Genomic DNA, 17,516 nt, shown 5'->3' with positions numbered 1-17,516 from the left:
AGGAGGAAAGCGCAGCTCATGACCCTATTTCGCAGCAGGTCCCGCCGCATCGTCGCCGCGGGCACCTGCGCCGTCGCGCTGCTCGCCGTGCCCGCGTGCGGTGGCGAGACCACGCCCCCGGCGCAACCGGCGCCCGAGGTGCGACAGGCCCTCGAAACGCTGGTACGGGCGGGCTTCCCCGGCGCCCAGGCCGTGATCACCACCCCGGCGGGCGAGCGGACCGTCACCGCGGGCGTCGGCGACATCGCCTCCGGCGCACCGATTCCCGACGGCGCGTTCGTCCGGATCGGCAGCAATACCAAGAGCTTCGTCGCGATCGTGCTGCTGCAACTGGTCGCCGAGGGCAAGGTCGAGCTGGACGCGCCCGTCGAGCGCTATCTGCCCGGGGTGGTGCACGGCAACGGCAACGACGGCCATCGCGTCACCGTGCGTCAGCTGCTCCAGCACACCAGCGGCCTGCCCGAGTATCTGGCCGGCGGCGATCCGAGCAGGCCGGCCGATCCCGGCTCCCCACAGCTCGATATCGCCACCGAGGCGGCGCGGTACCAGCACCACAGTCCCGCCGACCTGGTACGCATCGCGATGTCGATGCCGCCGCAGTACGAGCCGGGCACCCGCGCCGTGTACACCAACACCAACTATGTGCTGCTCGGCATGCTGATCGAGCAGGTCACCGACCGCCCGGCGGCCACCGAGATCACCACCAGGATCATCGAACCGCTCGGACTACGCGACACCTACACGCCCGCCTCCGGCGACACCGGCCTGCGCGCCCCACACTCTCGTGGCTACCAGGACATCGACGGCACCCGAGTCGATTTCACCGATCTCGACCCTTCGTGGGCCGGCACCGCGGGCGACATGATCGCGACCGGCGCCGACCTCAATCGCTTCTTCACCGCCCTGCTGACCGGCGAACTGCTGCCTCCCGCGCAACTGGAGGAGATGCGCCGCACCGTGCCGTTCGATCGGATGCCCACGGCCGGTTACGGTTTGGGCCTGGTCCAGCGCACCGCGTCCTGCGGCGAGCAGGTGACCGGGCACGGCGGCAGTATCCCCGGCTTCGGGACCCACACCGGCGTCACCGCCGACGGCGTCGCGGTCACTCTCACGGTGAACGAACTGCCCGACAGCGAGGAGCGGGCGGAACTCGTCGACCAGGCCTTCGACACGATCGTGTGCGCGTCGTGAAACGGCTGACGACGGCCGCGCTCACCGCCGCCACCGCACTCGGATTGCTCACCGCCGCACCGGCTTCGGCCGACCCGCTCGACTCCTTCCGCCAGCAGACGCTGTCCTGGCGATCCTGCGACGACCCCCGCCTCGACCCGGCGGGCGCGCAGTGCGCCGAGGTGACCGTGCCGGTGGACTATTCGGCACCGCGGGGCGAGACGATGACGGTGGCCATCTCCCGCCTCCCCGCCACCGATCCGGCGCGACGACACGGCGTGCTGCTGTCCAACCCCGGCGGCCCGGGCGGCCCCGGCCTGGACTTCACGATCGATCTGCAAGCCGGGATGACACCCGAGGTCCGCGCCCGCTACGACCTGATCGGCATGGACCCGCGCGGCATCGGACGCTCGACTGCGGTGAATTGCCGCTGGCAGGAGGGGTTCTGGATCCAGTCCGCCGGATTGGACGCGGTGGACTTCGCCGCGAACACCGCCCGCCAAGCCGGGCTGGCCGCCCAGTGCGCGGCGACCGAGGGCACCCGCCTGCGCCACATCACCACCCGCAATACCGCCCGCGACATGGACGTCATCCGCTCGGTCCTCGGCGAGGACCGGATCAGCTATTTCGGCACCTCCTACGGCACCTACCTGGGCGCGGTGTTCACCCAGCTCTTCGGCGACCGCGCCGACCGCTTCGTCCTCGACAGCACGGTCGACCCCGAGCGCTACGGCGCGTCCGAGATGCTGCGCGACATGGGCCCGGTCAACGAGGCCGCGTTCGATCTGTGGGCCGACTGGGCCGCCGCCAACGACAGCGAATACCGGTTCGGCACAGATCGTTTCGCGGTGCGCGAGTTCGTCCAGGCGATGGTGCGCCGTGCCAAGGAACAGCCGATCCGGATCGGCGAATTCACCGTCGACCAGCGCGGCCTGCCGACGCTCCTGTTCGCCGAGCTCGACGATCCACGCAAGTACCCGATGCTGGCCGGGCAACTGCGTCAGCTCGCCGATGCCGCCGACGGCGCGACGGTGACACCGGGACCGGAGCTGGCCGCCTCGCTGTCCTTCATACTGACGGCCCAGCCGCGCGACCTCTCCACCGCCACCGCCGTACTCTGCGGCGATGCGGAAGTGCCGCGCGATCCCGCCTGGTACTGGCGCAATATCGAGGCGAGCCGGGCCGACCAGCCGCTGTTCGGCGCGTTCGCGAACAACATCACGCCGTGCGCGTTCTGGGCGCCGCCGGCCGAGCCGCCGACGGTGATCGACAATGCCGTCCCGAGCCTGATCGTGCAGTCCACCGGCGATACCCGCACCACCTACGCGGGCGCGCGGGTCATGCACCGGGCGCTGCGCGGTTCCCGCCAGGTGACCCTGGCCGACGTCCCGATCCACTGGATCTTCGCCCACTACCCGAACACCTGCGTGGGCGACGCGGTCAACGCCTATCTGCTCGACGGCACCCTGCCCGCGACCGATTTCACCTGCCGGGACGAGCGTTGAGGTAGGCGAGCACCGCGAGCACCCGGCGGTGGCCGGACTCGTCGGCGGCCAGGCCGAGCTTGGCGAAGATGTTGCGAATGTGTTTGAGCACAGCGCCTTCGGTGACGACGAGTCCGGCGGCGATGGCGGAGTTGTCCTGGCCCTCCGCCATCAGCGCGAGCACTTCCCGTTCCCTGGCCGTCAGCGTCGACAGCGGGTCGTCGACGCGACGGCGCACCAGCAGCTGCGCGATCACCTCCGGGTCCATCGCGGTGCCGCCGGCGGCGACCCGGTGCAGCGAGTCCAGGAACCGGTCGACCTTGCCGACCCGCTCCTTGAGCAGATAGCCCACCCCGCCCGCGCCGTCACCGAGCAGTTCGGCGGCGTAGCTGTCCTCGACATAGGCCGACAGCACGAGCACCGGCAGGCCGGGGTGCACGGTCCTGGCCCGCACTGCGGCGCGCAGGCCGTCGTCGGTGAAGGTCGGCGGGAGCCGCACGTCGACCACCACCGCGTCCGGGCGGTCGGCGGTGACCACGGTGAGGAAATCGTCGGCGTTGTCGACGGCGGCGGCCACCTCGATCCCGGCGGTCTTCAGCAGCAGGACCAGGCCTTCCCGCAGGAGGGCGTCGTCCTCGGCGATCACGACCCGCACGGCAACTCCACGCGCACCAGCGTAGGCCCACCGGCGGGGCTGCTCAGCGTCATCCGGCCGTCGAGGGCCTCGGCCCTGCGGCGGATGCCCGCCAGGCCACCGCCCTCGGTCACCGTCGCCCCGCCGCTGCCGTCGTCGCGGATCTCGACGTTCAGCAGTTCGGGCGGTCCACTCAGTTCGATCGACAGCGTCCCGGCGCCGGAGTGCTTGGTGGCGTTGGTGATGGCCTCGGCGATGACGAAGTACGCCGCGGCCTCCACGGCCATCGGCCGTCGGGTGATCCCGTTCAGTTCCACCACGCACGGGATCGGGCTGCGCGCGGCCAGGGCGGAGACGGCGCTGGCCAGGCCCCGATCGGAGAGCACCGGCGGGTAGACGCTGCGAACCACGTCCCGCAATTCGGCCAGCGCCGCCGACGCGGTGTCCTGGGCGGTGCGCACCATCCGATCCGCCGCGTCGGGATCGCGGTCGCGCAGTTGCTCGGCCAGCCCGAGCTGCATGATCACCGCGGCGATCCTGGCCTGGGCGCCGTCGTGCAGGTCACGTTCGATGCGGCGCAGTTCGGCGCCGTGCGCGTCGAGAGCGGCGGCCCTGGTCGCGGTGAGTTCGGCGACCCGGTCGGCCAGCAGGGCGTGCTCGTCCGGCGCCAGCAGCGCTCGCGCGACCTTCGCCTGTGCCGTCGCCGCCTCGGGCGAGCGCAGGACGACGGCGGCGAACACGAGACCGATCAGCGCGCTCAGGGCGGCTGTCGGCCAGGAATCCACGATCAGCCCGTTGCTCCCAGGCAATCCGTCCGCCCCCGCCCACCACAGCACGGGGATCGCCAGATGCTGCACCGCGCTCAGCGGCAGTGCCACCGCCAGCGCGGCCAGCGGCAGCCCGATCACGCCGTGCAGGACCAGCCAGGCGAGGTCGCGGCGGTTCGCCGGGTCGGCCGCCAGGGTCGCGAGCCGATCACGCAGGTCACCGGTCAGCGGCCGGTAGGCCGGGATGATCGGGGTGCCGAGTCGCTGCCCCGCCCTGCGCCGTTCCAGGGTGAGCAACGGTCGGATCAGCTTCACCGCCTCCGGCAGCGCCGGGATCCCGATTCCGATCAGGCTCATGGCGGCGACGACCGCCAGCGCGACCACCGCGAACAGCGCCGCGAGTCCGGTCAGCCCGCCGACCAGCAGATAGCCGACAGCGGCGGGCAGCCGACGGATCCGCCGTCCTGCTCCGCCGCTGTCGGTTCGATTCACCCCTAGATCATGCCGGGGGCGCTCCGGCCCGGACCCGGCCACCCGCGTCGTCGTCGCTGCCGTCGGTATCCGCGGCGCTGGACTGCGCCGCCGTGTCGACCAGCGCGCCCGCACCGTCGGCGGCCTTCGTGTCACCGGCCGCCTGGATGCCGCCCTGCATCCGCAGCGGGGCCTCCTTCCAGAACAGCACCAGCAGCAGCGCGATCAGCGCGACCGCGGTCGCCACCAGGAACACCGTCGACATCGAGTCGGCGAAGCCCACCTGGAACGGCTTGGCCAGCTCCGGATTCAGCTGCTGGATGATCGAGCTGTCCTCGAGCACCTGGCCCGCCGCCGAGGTGTCGTGCGCCAGCAGGCCCTTGGCCAGCGCGGCGTCGGCCGGGTTGGTGCTCTGCGCACCCGCGATCACGGCCTGCTGGTAGGTGGGATCGGTGGCCGCCTGCTGCAGCTGTTCGGTGATGTTCGGGGTGAGCAGGGAGAACAGGATCGACAGGAAGACCGCGGCGCCGAGGGTGCCGCCGATCTGCCGGAAGAAGGTGGCCGACGCGGTGGACACGCCCATATCCTCGGGCGGCAACGCGTTCTGCAGCGCCAGCGTCATCGGCTGGAGCAGGTTGCCGAGGCCGAATCCGGTCAGCGCCATGAAGATCATCGCCAGCCACAGCGGGCTGTCCGCGTCCAGCAGGTGCAGCAGGAACAGGCCGATGGTCAGCACCGTCGCGCCGATCACCGGGAAGGCCCGGTAGCGGCCGGTTTTCGAGATCAGCCGACCCGACAGAATCGAGCCGATCATCAGGCCGAGCACCATCGGCAGCATCTGCAGACCCGCCTCGGTGGGACCAGCGCCCCGCACGACCTGCAGGTACTGCGGCAGCAGCAGCATGCCACCGAACATGGCGGCACCGACCACGAACGAGATCACCACGCCGAGCGCGAAAGTGGTGTTGGTGAAGATGCGCAGCGGGATCAGCGCCGCGTCGCCCATGACCTTCTCGACCGCGACGAACCCGATGACACCCGCCGCGCCGATCAGATAGCAGACCACCGACGCCGCACTGCCCCAACCCCATTCCCGCCCCTGCTCGGCCACGATCAGCAGCGGGACCAGACCGATCGCGAGCACCAGCGCGCCACCGAAGTCGATGCGATAGGTGGCGTGCGGCTTGCGCGGCAGCTGCAGCACCCGCGTCACCACGACCAGCGCGAGCAGGCCGAGCGGCACGTTCACCAGGAACACCCAGCGCCAGCCGGTGATGCCTAGGATGGTGTCCTGCCCGGCCAGCAGACCGCCGAGCACCGGCCCGAGCACGCTCGAGATACCGAACACGGCGAGGAAATAGCCCTGGTAGCGGGCCCGTTCCCGGGGGCTGACGATGTCACCCATGATCGCCAGCGCCAGCGACATCAACCCACCCGCGCCCAGACCCTGGAACGCGCGGAAGGCCGCCAGCTGGTACATCGAGGTGGCGAACGTGCACAGCAGCGAGCCGATGATGAACAGCCCGATCGCGGTGAGGAAGAACGGCTTACGGCCGAACATGTCCGAGAGCTTGCCGTAGAGCGGGGTGCTGATCGTCGCGGTGATCAGGTAGGCGGTCGTCGCCCAGGCCTGCAGCGAATAGCCGTGCAGGTCGTCGGCGATGGTGCGGATCGAGGTCGACACGATCGTCTGATCGAGCGAGGCCAGCAGCATGCCGAGCATGAGGCCGGACAGGATGGTCAGGATCTGGCGGTGGGTGAAGCCGGCGGGTGATTCCACCGGGGCCGCGGTTGTCGTCACGAATCGTTCTCCGTCGCGGTAGTGCTCAGTGCGGTCGAGCGGGTCAGCAGGGTCGGGCGGGCCGCGTCGTAGTCGTCGACGAAGCGCGTCAGCAGCGCGGCGAAGGTCGCGCGGTCCTCGCTCGACCAGTCCTCGGTGACCACGGCGACCGACTCGCGGCGGCGGGTCCGGATCCGCTCGGCAACCTCCCGGCCCTGGTCGGTCACCTCCAGCACGGTGGCGCGACCGTCATCGGGATCGGCGACGCGACGCACCAGTCCCCGGTCGACCAGCTGGGCGACCTGCCTGCTCACCGTCGACGCGTCCGAGTGCACGGCCTCGGCGAGCGCGCCCGAGCGCATCGGCCCGTCGCAGACCAGCCGGAACAGCACGACGAAGCCCGCCGGGTCGATGCCGGAGCGGTCCTTGATCTGGGCCAGCGTCCGGTCCCGCAGGCGGTGCAGCCGGACGAGCTGGACCGCGATCGCGTCGATCGCGGGCTCGTTCTCCACCAATTCTCTTCACCTTTACTTGCATCAATCAATTAGTTGTGTGATGCAAGTATGTAGACAGAACGGTCGCCGGGGCAACCGTTTGAACTGCCTTTACTCGCCCTTGAACTCGGGGGCGCGCTTCTGGAACACCGCCGTGATCGCCTCGGTGAGGTCCTTGGACGGCAGGAACGCCGCGTTCCAGGTCGACACGTAGCGCAGGCCGTCGGCCACCGCGGGGGCGGTCCGGTGCTCGAGCACGTCCTTGATGCCCTGCACCACCAGCGGCGGGTTCTCGGCGATCTCGCGCGCCATCGCGTGCGCGGCGGCCACCACGGCCTCCTGGTCGGCGAACACCTCGTTCACCAGGCCGATCCGCTCGGCGCGGGCGGCATCGATGTCCTTGGCGGTGTAGGCGAGCTCACGCAGGTTGCCCTCGCCGATGATGCCGGGCAGACGCTGCAGCGAGCCGATGTCGGCGACGATCGCCACCTTCGCCTCACGCAGGCTGAACTTGGCATCCTCGCTGGCCAGGCGGATATCGGCGGCGGCGATCAGGTCCAGGCCACCACCGATGCACCAGCCGGACACGGCCGCGATCACCGGCTTGGTGCACTCGGCGACCGCGGTCACCGAGTCCTGCATGCCGCGGACCACCTTGAGGAACTCGGTGCGCGGCGCCGCCTTGGCGTCGTCGGCCAGCACCGGGGCGAGCATGCCGCCCATCGCCGCCAGGTCGAGCCCGAAGGAGAAGTGCTTGCCCGCGCCGGTGAGCACCACGGCCCGCACCTGCGGGTCGGCGTCGAGCTCGCGGAAGATCTCCGGCAGCTCACGCCAGAAATCGGGTCCCATCGCGTTGCCCTTGCCCGGCCCGGTCAGTGTGACCTGGGCAACGTGGTCGGCGATCTCGACGGTGAAGGCTTGCCAATCAGTCATGGGCCGAGTCTATTGGCGCGCCGCCAGGGATGCGCGCAGCCCCCGGGGTGAACCCCAAAATCCCGCTCCCCCGGCATATTTCCCGCAATCGTCCTACTCTGGATTTCATGCGCAGGTCGTCTCTTCCGGCGGTCGCATGCCGCGTCGCCGATACGCTCATCGCCCGCGGGCATCACGGCGTCATCGTTTCGCCCGAGACGCCCGCTGCCACCGCGGCCGATGCCGCCCGCGCCATGGGCGCCCATCCCACCGCGATCACCACCTCCCAGGTCTTCCTGCTCGACGACGATCCCGTCCTGCTGCTGGTCGCCGACCACCACCAGGTCGACCTGACGCGCACCGGCAAACGCCTGGAGGGCACCCTCACCCCCGCGCCCACCGCGCTGGTCGAGCGCATCACCGGGCAGCCGATCGACGGCACCGCCCCCGTCGGTCATCCCACCAACCTGCCCACCTGGGTCGACACCGCCCTGGCCGAGCACACCGAGGTGTGGGCCGCGGGCGGTCATCCGAACACGGTGTTCCGCACCAACTTCCGCGAACTGGTCCGGATCACCGCCGGACTGCCGATCGAGGTCGACTGAGCCGCGTCGAGTGTGATGTGCGTCGAACCGGCCGCCCGGACACTGGGCGGCGCTGGGGCACGGGCGTAGTTTGGGGCGGTGAGTGAAGTGCGACGGACTCCGGCCGACCTCGTGGTCCCCGACGATCTGAGCGGGATCACCGCCGAGCAGTACCGCGCCTCGATGCGTCACTACCCGGCCGGCGTCACCGTGGTGACGATCGGTGCCGAGCACGGCCCGGTCGGCTTCACCGCGACCTCCTTCGCCTCCCTCTCCCTCGAACCGCCCCTGGTGTCGTTCAACATCGCCCACACCTCCTCGAGCATCGAGGCCCTGCGCGCCGCCGACTCGGTCGTCATCCATTTCCTCGGCGAACACCAGCACCACCTGGCCCACCGCTTCTCCCGCACCGCCGCCGACCGCTTCACCGACCGCTCCCTGTGGACCACCCTCGACACCGGCGAACCGGTCCTGCACGGCACCCCCATCTGGCTCCGCACCACCCTGCACCAACTCATCGACATCGGCGACCACACCCTCGCGGTAGGCCTCGTCACCCGAGTCCACGACGAAACCCGGGAATCCCCGTCCGCCGCCCCCCTCCTCTACTACAACGGCAAATACCACCGCCCCACCGCCCTCGACACCTGACAGCGGTCGAACTCCGACGAGCGCCGTCCGGTCGAGTGATGTCATCCGCCCGACGGGTCAGCCCCTCTCGCACGCCACGCCGTCACCGTCGCCGTCCAGGCCGGAGCGGTAGCCGGGCTCTCCGCGGTGAAGTGGGGCCACGCCCGCGGCGCGAGCGGCAGCGCAGTTCTTGTAATAGGCGCTGGGAGTGGGTGGCGCTTCCGGTTCGGGCACCACGACGCGTGGCGCCGGTACCGGCACGGTAGTCGTGATCGGCGCGGGGACGACTACTGGTGGCGGCGGGGCGGCAACCGTGGTCGTCGGCACGATCGGAGGCGGCGGAGTTTCGACAACGGTGGTCGGTGCGACAGTGGTCGTCGTCGGCGAGAGTGTTGTGGCCGAGGACGCGCTGGGGCGGATGGTCGACGTCGTCGAAAGTTCCGTCGCCGGAGCGGACCCGTCGTCGGCGAGACCGCCGATCACGGCTAGACCGACAATGCCGGCGACCCCGATCCCGGCCACCAGGGCCAGCGGCGCTTCTTGTCCTGCGGGCGGGGCGGGCGGGCCCACGGATCGGGCGGCTGAATCGGTCGAGGCACTATCTCCCCTTAAGTTCCTGAGCAGTGCTTTTAGGACTCATCGCGACCGGCCGACGGCCTGTTACCCAATTCCGCGGCGCGTCAAACATTTTTTGAGGGAGACATGCCGATGCGGCCGGACCGGAGTCGGCCGCATCGCCGACGACTCAGCCGAGGAGGCAGGGGGCGGCGCGGGTGTCGGGGGTGAGGGGGCGGGTTTCGGGGGTGGGGTTCCAGAGGCCGTCGGTGGCGGCGTAGGTCCAGGTGGGGCCGGATTCGGCGAGGGTGGCGACGGCGGTGATCAGGCGGTCTACGTCGGCGGCGGTGGTGCCGAGGCCGATGCTGGCGCGCAGGGCGGCGTCGAGGCCGAGGGCGGCGAGGAGGGGGTGGGCGCAGAAGCGGCCGTCGCGGACGCCGATGGCGTGTTCGGCGGAGAGATAGGCGGCGACCTCACCGGGGGCGTACCCCGCCACCGTGAAGGCGACGATGCCGACGCAATCCGGGCTGTCGGACCAGATGCGGACCAGGTCGACACCCGGGATGGCACCCAGCCCGGCACGCAGCCGGTCGGCCAGGAAGCGCTCGTGGGCGACCAGTTCGTCCGGGTCGATCGCGGCGAGCGCGTCGCAGGCGGCGGCGATGGCGGCCGCGCCCAGCACATTCGGTGAGCCCGCCTCGTGCCGCTGCGGCGCCGCGGCCCATTCGACCTGCGCCACACCGACTTCGCGCACCGCACCGCCACCGGCCAGGTACGGCTCACCGGCATCGAGCCAGTCCCGCCTGCCGACCAGCACACCGGCACCGAACGGCGCGTACAACTTGTGCCCGGAGAAGGCGAGATAGTCGATCCCGTCCTCGCACAGGGAGATCCGTCGATGCGGCGCCAGCTGCGCCGCGTCGACGAGAATCCGCGCGCCACACAGGTGGGCGATGGTCGCCAACCGCTCCAGCGGCAGCACCTCACCGGTCACATTGGAAGCCCCGGTCACCGCGAGCAAAGCGGCGGGCTTGCTGCACAATTCGGCGACGACCCGGCGAACCGTCTCCTCGACGGTATCGGCGGCCCGCACGACCCGACGCCCGCGCGCGGTCCACGGCAGGAAGTTCGCGTGATGCTCGATATCGAGCACCACGGTCTCCCCGGGCACGCAGCCGGCCAGCAGGTTCAGCGAATCGGTGGTGTTGCGGGTGAAGACGACGACCTGGTCGTCGGCGGCATCGACGAACCGGGCGACCGCACCACGCGAGGCCTCGTAGCACTCGGTGGCGATCCGCGAGGCGTAGCCCGCGCCGCGATGCACGCTGGCGTAGTACGGCAGCAGCCGCGAAATCCGGTCGGTGACCTGCCGCAACGCCGGCGCGCTCGCGGCGTGGTCGAAGTTGGCGTAGGCGCTGGTCCCGCCCTGCACGAGCGGAACCCGCAGGTCCGCACCGGAAACGGCGGCCAGGGCACAGGTGGGGTCGATAACTGCGGTCATGACGAAATCCCGTCGGCTCAGGGACTCGTTCCCGACAAGGGTGCTGCGAGTCCGCGCTTGCCGCGCCCACTGCGGACGGCGGCCTGGTCGTCACCCGGAGCACCCCACCGCGGAGGAGGGTTGCCGACCAGCTAGCCGGGGCTTGTCGCTGGTACTCGTGACCGGTTTCGAGACTGACAGACGATCCCGCGAGCTGTCAACCACCGCGATCGGCCCGTCGGAAACCCGCGACGTTTGCCGCGATCATGACCGCGCCGATCACGCCACCGGCACCCACTGCGGCCGTCCCCGCCGGACGAGGGGTAATCCCCACGGCCACAACGGAATCGGACATCCCGACCGGACACCCGGTTGCCATCGGATTGCCACTTTTCCCCAAACCGCTCAACGATCTGCTTCATCCATGATGGATCACCCAAATGATTGAGTTGCCCCACTATCTGTTAGGGTTGCCGATCATGTCCACGAACTCGAACTCCGTCCGCGGCCTGCCGCGCTACCCGGTGTACGCGCTCGGACGGCTCACCAAGGCACTGCACGCCGAGATCGACGTCCCGTTGCGCGATCACTGGGTGCTCACCTTCATCGCGGAGAACGCCGACCTGACGCAGAAGAAGGTCGGCGACGCGCTCGGCATCGACCGCAGCGAAGTCGTCCGGCTGGTCGACGCGCTGGAACGCGCGGGCCTGGTCGAACGCACCCGCGACGGGTCGGATCGCCGCAAGTACCGGCTGCGGATCACCGACGCCGGACGCAAGCAATGCAAGCGCACCGACCGCCTGATCGCCGACGCCACCGCGCGAGTGCTCGAGCGGCTGGACCCCGAACAACAGCGCACCCTGCACCGCCTGACGCTGATCGCGCTCGGCGAATCACCGCCGTCGCCATCGTGATCGGCGCCGACGGCACGCCTCGCGCTGCCGTCCGGCCACACCTTCTCCGAGTACCGTTGGCATCTGGTGACCATCCTGTTTGCCCTCCGGTAACCCGCCCGTGAAACAACAAACACCACCGATGGGGGTCGACCGATGAGAGGTGGACTGAGCGCCATGCTCGAGCCACGCACTGAGGACCCGGCGAGCCGGTTGCGTGATCCACTACTGCGCGCCGACCTGGCCGCGCCACCGCGCACCCTGGTAGACATCCTGACCAGCACCGCCCTCGCCCACCCCGACGCACCGGCCATCGACGACGGCACCGTCGTGCTCAGCTATATGGAGCTGATCGCCGCGATCGAGGCCAGGATGACCGAGCTGACCGCGGCGGGCGTGCGCCCCGGTGACCGGGTCGGCGTGCGGATGCCCTCGGGCAGCGCCGCGCTGTACGTCACGATCCTGGCCGTTCTGTACTGCGGCGCCGCCTACGTCCCCGTCGACGCCGACGACCCGGAGGAACGGGCCCGGCTGGTCTTCGGCGAGGCCAGGGTCAGTGCAATGGCCACCGGCGCGGGCATCGAGTCGGCGACCGCCGCCGCGGGCCGCACGCCCGCCTCGGACTGGAACACCCTGCCGTCGCCCGCCGACGACGCCTGGATCATCTTCACCTCCGGCTCCACCGGCACCCCGAAGGGCGTCGCGGTCACCCACCACAATGCCGCCGCCTTCGTCGACGCTGAGGCCAGGCTGTTCCTGCAACATGCCCCGATCGGCCCCGGCGACCGGGTGCTGGCCGGGCTGTCGGTCGCCTTCGACGCCTCCTGCGAGGAGATGTGGCTGGCCTGGCGCCACGGCGCCTGCCTGGTCCCCGCCCCGCGCGATCTGGTTCGCACCGGCGCTGACCTGGGCCCGTGGCTGATGCGCCGCGAGATCAGCATCGTCTCCACCGTGCCGACGCTGGCCGCCACCTGGCCCGCGGAGGCGCTGGACTCGGTGCGCTTGCTGATCTTCGGCGGCGAGGCCGTCCCGCCGGAACTGGCCGAACGCCTCGCCGGCGGTGCCGATCGCGAGGTGTGGAACACCTACGGACCCACCGAGGCCACGGTCGTCGCCTGCGCCGCGCTGCTCGACGGCGGCATGCCGATCCGCATCGGCCTGCCACTGGACGGCTGGGACCTGGCTGTCGTCGACCCGCAGGGCAACCCGGTGCCCGAGGGCGAGACCGGCGAACTCGTGATCGGCGGCGTCGGTCTGGCCCGCTACCTGGACCCGGCCAAGGACGCCGAGAAGTACGCCCCCCTGCCCTCGCTGGGCTGGGAACGCGCTTATCGCAGTGGTGATCTGGTCCGCAACGACTTCCAGGGCCTGATCTTCCTCGGCCGTGCCGACGACCAGATCAAGATCGGCGGCCGCCGCATCGAACTCGGCGAGATCGACAACGCGCTGCAGCACCTACCCGGTGTCAGCGGCGCGGCCGCCGCCATCCGGACCACCAAGGCGGGCAACAAGATCCTGGTCGGCTATCTCACCGGCGCGGGCCCCGACTTCGATGTCAAGAAGGCCAGAAAGATACTGGCCGAACAGCTTCCGGCCCCGCTGGTGCCACGCCTGGCGGTCGTCCCCGACCTGCCGACCCGTACCTCGGGCAAGGTCGACCGCGACGCGCTGCCCTGGCCGCTGCCGAGCACCGAGGAACCGGCCGCGTCCGGTCTCGCGGGCACGGCGGCCTGGGTAGCCGGGCTGTGGGACGCCATCCTCGGCGCCGCGGCCACCGATCTCGACGCCGACTTCTTCGATCTGGGCGGCGGCTCGCTGTCGGCGGCCCAGCTGGTCGGCGCGTTGCGTGCGCGGTATCCGCACGTCACCGTCGCCGATCTCTACGACCATCCGCGGCTGGGCTCGCTGGTCGAACTGCTCGACGGCAGCGCGCCGGTCGCGGCCGTCGACGAGCGCGTCGTCACGCCGACGCCGTTGCGTGCGCAGATCACCCAGGTGCTGGCCACCATCCCGCTGACCACCCTCACCGGGTTGCAGTGGGTCACCTGGCTGGCGGTGGTGTCGGCGATCGCGGGGTGGTCCGCCTCGCTGCCGTGGCTGCCGCGCCTGTCCTGGTGGTGGATCGCGCTGGCGTTCGTGCTGTTCATCTCGCCGCTGGGCCGGATGACGCTGTGTGTGGCCGGTGCGCGCGTCCTGCTGGCCGGACTGCGCCCCGGCACCTATCCGCGCGGCTCCTCGGTGCATCTGCGGCTGTGGGCGGCCGTGCGGCTATCGGAGGCCAGCGGCGCCGAAAGCCTGTCCGGCGCACCGCTGATGGTGCCGTTCGCGCGGGCGCTGGGCGCGAAGATCGGCAAGGGCGTCGACCTGCACACCCTGCCGCCGGTCACCGGCATGCTCGACCTCGGTGACGGCGCCAGCGTCGAACCCGAGGTGGACCTGTCCGGCTACTGGGTCGACGGCGACGTCGTGCACATCGGCGGCATCACCATCGGCGACGGCGCGGTGATCGGCGCGCGCTCGGTCCTGCTGCCCGGCACCAAGATCGGTAAGAAGGCCGAGATCGCCCCCGGCTCCGCGGTGTCCGGCAAGGTCAAGGCCGAGCAGGAATGGGCGGGCTCGCCCGCGACGAAGGCGGGCAAGGCGCCGCGCCGCTGGCCCGACCACGCGCCCGAGCGCGCCCGGCACTGGCTGGTCGTCTTCGGTCTGTCCTCGATGGCGCTGGCCGCGATGCCCGTTCTCGGCCTGGCCGTCGGCGGCACCTTCATCGCCTGGTGGGTCCGCGAGGAGACCACCATCGGCGCCGCCGCGCTGCGCGGTTTCGCCATCCTGCCGGTGGCGACCCTGCTCAGCCTCGCCGTGTACGCCGCCGCGACCGTGATCGCCGTTCGCCTGCTCGGCATCGGCCTGCGCGAGGGCTACCACCCGGTGCGCAGCCGGACCGGCTGGCAGGTGTGGGCCACCGAACGCCTGCTCGACTCGGCCCGCACCTTCCTGTTCCCGCTCTACGCCAGTCTGCTGACCCCGCTGTGGTTGCGCCTGCTCGGCGCGCGGATCGGCAAGAACGTCGAAGCGTCGACGGTGCTGTTGCTGCCCAAGTTCACCGTGGTCGCCGACGGCGCCTTCCTGGCCGACGACACCATGATCGCCAGCTACGAACTCGGCGGCGGCTGGCTGCGCATCGGCGAGGCCAAGGTCGGCAAGCGCGCCTTCCTCGGCAACTCCGGTATGACCGCGGTCGGTCGCCGGGTGCCCAAGAACGGTCTGATCGCGGTGCTCTCGGCCGCGCCGTCCAAGGCCAAGGCCGGCTCGTCCTGGCTGGGCAGCCCGCCGGTGCGGCTGCGCCGGGCGGCCGAATCCAGCGACACCTCACGCACTTTCGATCCGCCGCTGCGGCTGAAGCTGGCGCGCGCGATCGTCGAGACCTGTCGCTTGATCCCGGTGATGGTGACCTTCGCCGTCGGCCTCGGCGTGCTGTTCGTGCTGGCCCTGATCGCCCAGCACTCCGACTACCTCGTCGCCGCCCTGATGTCCGGTCTGGTCCTGATGGCGGCGGGTGCGCTGGCGGGTGCCATCGCGGTGGCCGCGAAGTGGTTGCTGGTCGGGCGGATTCGGGCCGTCGAGCATCCGCTGTGGAGTTCGTTCGTGTGGCGCAACGAGGTCTCCGACGCCTTCGTCGAGACCGTCGCCGCGCCGTGGTTCGCCCGCGCCGCCACGGGTACTCCCGTGATGAATCTGTGGCTGCGCGGACTCGGTGCCAAGATCGGCCGCGGGGTATGGTGCGAGTCCTATTGGCTTCCGGAGGCAGACCTCGTGACACTCGGTGACGGCGCGACCGTGGAACGCGGCTGTGTGGTGCAGACCCACCTGTTCCACGACCGCATCATGTCCATGGACACAGTGACACTGGACGCGGGCGCCACCCTCGGCCCGCACTGCGTCGCCCTGCCCGCCGCCCACATCGGCGCGGGCGCCACCATCGGACCGGCCTCGCTGGTGATGCGCGGCGACGTGGTCCCGCCGTCGACCCGCTGGTGGGGCAACCCCATCTCGCCGTGGACCGGTACCGCCTCGACGTCGGAGTCGAGGCAGCGCGGAGCCGCCTGATGCGGAGCAAGTTCTACGAGGAACCGATCGACGCCTACCTGCCGCAGAACGGCAATCGCGGGTACCGCGTGTCCAGGTATGAGCTGGAGCTGGGCTACCGACCGGCCAGCAACCGGCTGGCCGGGCGCGCGGTGATCATCGCGGTCACCACCGCGGTGCGGCCCTGGTTCACCCTCGATCTGTCGCAGGCGCTGACCGTGTCCAAGGTGTTCGTCAACGGGGCCAAGGCCGCGAAGTTCAGTCATCAGCAGGGCAAGCTGGCGCTCACCCCGCAGCAGAAGATCCCCGCGGGCGGCGTCCTGGAGATCACCGTCCACTACGCGGGCACGCCGCGACCCGTGCGCGGGCCGTGGGGCGAGGTCGGCTGGGAGGAGCTCACCGAGGGCGCGCTGGTGGCCAGTCAGCCCAACGGCGCCGCCTCCTGGTTCCCGTGCGACGACCACCCGAGTTCCAAAGCGTCGTACCGGATCTCGATCACCACCGACAGCCCGTTCTACGCCCTCGCCAACGGCACCCTGGTCCGCAAGCAGGCCAAGGCCAGCCAGACCACCTGGGTGTACGAGGCGCCCGAGCCGATGGCCAGCTACCTGGCGACCATCCAGATCGGCAACTACCGCAAGCACCGGATCGGCGCGCCCGGCGAGCCGGTGCCGATGCAGGCCGTCATCCCGCAGCGGCTGCGCGCGAACTTCGACCACGACTTCGCCCGTCAGCCCGAGATGATGGCACTGTTCACCGAGAAGTTCGGCCCGTACCCGTTCGAGAACTACACCGTGGTCGTCACCGACGACGAACTCGACATCCCGATCGAGGCACAGGGCATCTCGGTGTTCGGCGCCAATGACTGCGACGGCAAACGCGGTTCGGAGCGGCTGGTCGCGCACGAACTGGCCCACCAGTGGTTCGGCAACAGCCTGACCCTGAAGCAGTGGCGCGATATCTGGCTGCACGAGGGCTTCGCCTGCTACGCCGAGTGGATCTGGTCGGAGGCCGCGGGCGGACCGACCGCGGATCAGCTGGCCAGGGCGGCACGGGCGAACCTGACCCGCCAGCCGCAGGACATCATCGTCGGCGATCCCGGTCCCAAGGACATGTTCGACGACCGGGTCTACAAGCGCGGCGCGCTCACCCTGCACGCGCTGCGACTGGAGCTGCGCGACCACCTGTTCTTCGAACTCGTCCGGGAATGGACCGCGCGCTACCGCCACGCCTCGGTCACCACCGAGGAATTCGTGGATCTGGCAGGCCATTACAGCGTGTCGCCGCTGCGTCCGTTGTTCGCGGTCTGGCTCGGCACGAAACCGTTGCCGCAGCTACCGCCGCTGGGTGGCCAGGCGCATCAGAACACCAGGTAGCGCTGGGCGAGTTCCTCGACGAGGGGATCGTCGGACGGCACCATCTCGAGCGCCTCGAGATCGTCGGCCACCGAGATGCTGCGGGAGTCGTCGCGCTCGGGGTCGGGGCCGTCCTCGGCGAGCCGGCGCATCAACTTCTGTCGGACTCGATCCTTCAGTGAATCGCGCATGCCTCCAGATTGCCCGCCGATCCGCGGGGGCAC

Annotated in this window: 15 protein-coding genes and 1 riboswitch; of the genes, 7 read left to right on the top strand and 8 right to left on the bottom strand. The window is 70.5% G+C overall.

All coding sequences use genetic code 11. The annotated features are described in order from the left end of the window. Positions 1–18 precede the first annotated feature (18 nt). Together NV348_RS18320 and NV348_RS18315 are read left to right on the top strand one after the other, a co-directional pair. A complete protein-coding gene (locus NV348_RS18320) occupies positions 19–1,191 on the top strand; it encodes a serine hydrolase domain-containing protein (RefSeq protein WP_447147978.1) in 1,173 nt (390 codons plus the stop codon). Then, complete coding sequence (locus NV348_RS18315) at positions 1,188–2,675, top strand: alpha/beta hydrolase (protein WP_447147977.1); 1,488 nt, start codon at positions 1,188–1,190, stop codon at positions 2,673–2,675. The genes NV348_RS18320 and NV348_RS18315 overlap by 4 nt, the downstream gene beginning before the upstream one ends. On the opposite strand, the gene NV348_RS18310 is transcribed toward NV348_RS18315, so the two are convergent. The 5 genes from NV348_RS18310 to NV348_RS18290 all read right to left on the bottom strand — a co-directional run bounded on the left by NV348_RS18310 (position 2,653) and on the right by NV348_RS18290 (position 7,733). Beyond that, positions 2,653–3,309 carry a response regulator gene (locus NV348_RS18310; protein WP_447147976.1) on the bottom strand — a complete coding sequence of 219 codons (657 nt, stop codon included), beginning with the start codon at positions 3,307–3,309 and terminating at the stop codon, positions 2,653–2,655. The two genes, NV348_RS18315 and NV348_RS18310, sit on opposite strands and share 23 nt — an antisense overlap. Continuing rightward, positions 3,297–4,547: a sensor histidine kinase gene (locus NV348_RS18305; protein WP_447147975.1), complete on the bottom strand. Its 1,251-nt coding sequence runs from the start codon at positions 4,545–4,547 to the stop codon at positions 3,297–3,299. The genes NV348_RS18310 and NV348_RS18305 overlap by 13 nt, the downstream gene beginning before the upstream one ends. Before the next feature lie 7 nt (positions 4,548–4,554). Next, positions 4,555–6,327 carry an MDR family MFS transporter gene (locus NV348_RS18300; RefSeq protein ID WP_447147974.1) on the bottom strand — a complete coding sequence of 591 codons (1,773 nt, stop codon included), beginning with the start codon at positions 6,325–6,327 and terminating at the stop codon, positions 4,555–4,557. Further along, positions 6,324–6,818: a MarR family winged helix-turn-helix transcriptional regulator gene (locus NV348_RS18295; protein WP_447151082.1), complete on the bottom strand. Its 495-nt coding sequence runs from the start codon at positions 6,816–6,818 to the stop codon at positions 6,324–6,326. Before NV348_RS18295 ends, NV348_RS18300 begins: the two co-directional genes overlap by 4 nt. A gap of 93 nt (positions 6,819–6,911) precedes the next feature. Beyond that, positions 6,912–7,733 carry a crotonase/enoyl-CoA hydratase family protein gene (locus tag NV348_RS18290; protein ID WP_355280860.1) on the bottom strand — a complete coding sequence of 274 codons (822 nt, stop codon included), beginning with the start codon at positions 7,731–7,733 and terminating at the stop codon, positions 6,912–6,914. A 107-nt stretch (positions 7,734–7,840) separates the two neighbouring features. Between NV348_RS18290 and NV348_RS18285 the strand changes: the two genes are divergently transcribed. Together NV348_RS18285 and NV348_RS18280 are read left to right on the top strand one after the other, a co-directional pair. Then, positions 7,841–8,317: a YbaK/EbsC family protein gene (locus NV348_RS18285; protein WP_355280861.1), complete on the top strand. Its 477-nt coding sequence runs from the start codon at positions 7,841–7,843 to the stop codon at positions 8,315–8,317. A 162-nt stretch (positions 8,318–8,479) separates the two neighbouring features. After that, positions 8,480–8,947, top strand: a complete 468-nt coding sequence (locus tag NV348_RS18280) for a flavin reductase family protein (RefSeq protein ID WP_447151081.1) — start codon at positions 8,480–8,482, stop codon at positions 8,945–8,947. A 57-nt stretch (positions 8,948–9,004) separates the two neighbouring features. On the opposite strand, the gene NV348_RS18275 is transcribed toward NV348_RS18280, so the two are convergent. Then, a complete protein-coding gene (locus tag NV348_RS18275) occupies positions 9,005–9,160 on the bottom strand; it encodes an excalibur calcium-binding domain-containing protein (RefSeq protein WP_447151080.1) in 156 nt (51 codons plus the stop codon). Between the two features lie 511 nt (positions 9,161–9,671). After that, the gene (locus NV348_RS18270) at positions 9,672–10,982 is read right to left on the bottom strand and encodes an aminotransferase class V-fold PLP-dependent enzyme (RefSeq protein ID WP_447147973.1); all 1,311 of its coding nucleotides are present in this window, start codon (positions 10,980–10,982) and stop codon (positions 9,672–9,674) included. 48 nt (positions 10,983–11,030) lie between these two features. Beyond that, a riboswitch (SAM riboswitch) is annotated at positions 11,031–11,145 on the bottom strand. Between the two features lie 295 nt (positions 11,146–11,440). On the opposite strand from NV348_RS18270, the gene NV348_RS18265 reads away from it, so the two are divergent. The 3 genes from NV348_RS18265 (at position 11,441) to NV348_RS18255 (ending at position 17,313) form a co-directional block, all read left to right on the top strand. After that, entirely contained in the window at positions 11,441–11,875 is a 435-nt protein-coding gene (locus tag NV348_RS18265) for a MarR family winged helix-turn-helix transcriptional regulator (RefSeq protein ID WP_447147972.1), read from the top strand. 156 nt (positions 11,876–12,031) lie between these two features. Next, positions 12,032–15,958 (top strand): Pls/PosA family non-ribosomal peptide synthetase, encoded by a 3,927-nt coding sequence (locus NV348_RS18260; protein ID WP_447151079.1) that lies wholly within the window; start codon positions 12,032–12,034, stop codon positions 15,956–15,958. Continuing rightward, on the top strand, positions 15,958–17,313 hold the full coding sequence (locus NV348_RS18255) for a M1 family metallopeptidase (protein WP_447147971.1): 1,356 nt from the start codon (positions 15,958–15,960) through the stop codon (positions 17,311–17,313). Before NV348_RS18260 ends, NV348_RS18255 begins: the two co-directional genes overlap by 1 nt. Here NV348_RS18255 and NV348_RS18250 read toward each other — a convergent pair. Next, positions 17,298–17,483, bottom strand: a complete 186-nt coding sequence (locus tag NV348_RS18250; protein ID WP_447147970.1) for a hypothetical protein — start codon at positions 17,481–17,483, stop codon at positions 17,298–17,300. The two genes, NV348_RS18255 and NV348_RS18250, sit on opposite strands and share 16 nt — an antisense overlap. Positions 17,484–17,516 lie beyond the last annotated feature (33 nt).

The sequence above is a fragment of the Nocardia fodinahabitans genome, from assembly GCF_052983615.1.
This window is presented reverse-complemented; position numbering and strand designations above follow the sequence as displayed.

Bases quoted from the DNA above. Each gene is read 5' to 3' on its own strand.
- NV348_RS18250 (WP_447147970.1), bottom strand. From the start codon at position 17,483: ATGCGCGATTCACTGAAGGATCGAGTCCGACAGAAGTTGATGCGCCGG.
- NV348_RS18290 (WP_355280860.1), bottom strand. From the start codon at position 7,733: ATGACTGATTGGCAAGCCTTCACCGTCGAGATCGCCGACCACGTTGCC.
- NV348_RS18265 (WP_447147972.1), top strand. From the start codon at position 11,441: ATGTCCACGAACTCGAACTCCGTCCGCGGCCTGCCGCGCTACCCGGTG.
- NV348_RS18260 (WP_447151079.1), top strand. From the start codon at position 12,032: ATGCTCGAGCCACGCACTGAGGACCCGGCGAGCCGGTTGCGTGATCCA.
- NV348_RS18270 (WP_447147973.1), bottom strand. From the start codon at position 10,982: ATGACCGCAGTTATCGACCCCACCTGTGCCCTGGCCGCCGTTTCCGGT.
- NV348_RS18255 (WP_447147971.1), top strand. From the start codon at position 15,958: ATGCGGAGCAAGTTCTACGAGGAACCGATCGACGCCTACCTGCCGCAG.
- NV348_RS18280 (WP_447151081.1), top strand. From the start codon at position 8,480: ATGCGTCACTACCCGGCCGGCGTCACCGTGGTGACGATCGGTGCCGAG.
- NV348_RS18285 (WP_355280861.1), top strand. From the start codon at position 7,841: ATGCGCAGGTCGTCTCTTCCGGCGGTCGCATGCCGCGTCGCCGATACG.
- NV348_RS18320 (WP_447147978.1), top strand. From the start codon at position 19: ATGACCCTATTTCGCAGCAGGTCCCGCCGCATCGTCGCCGCGGGCACC.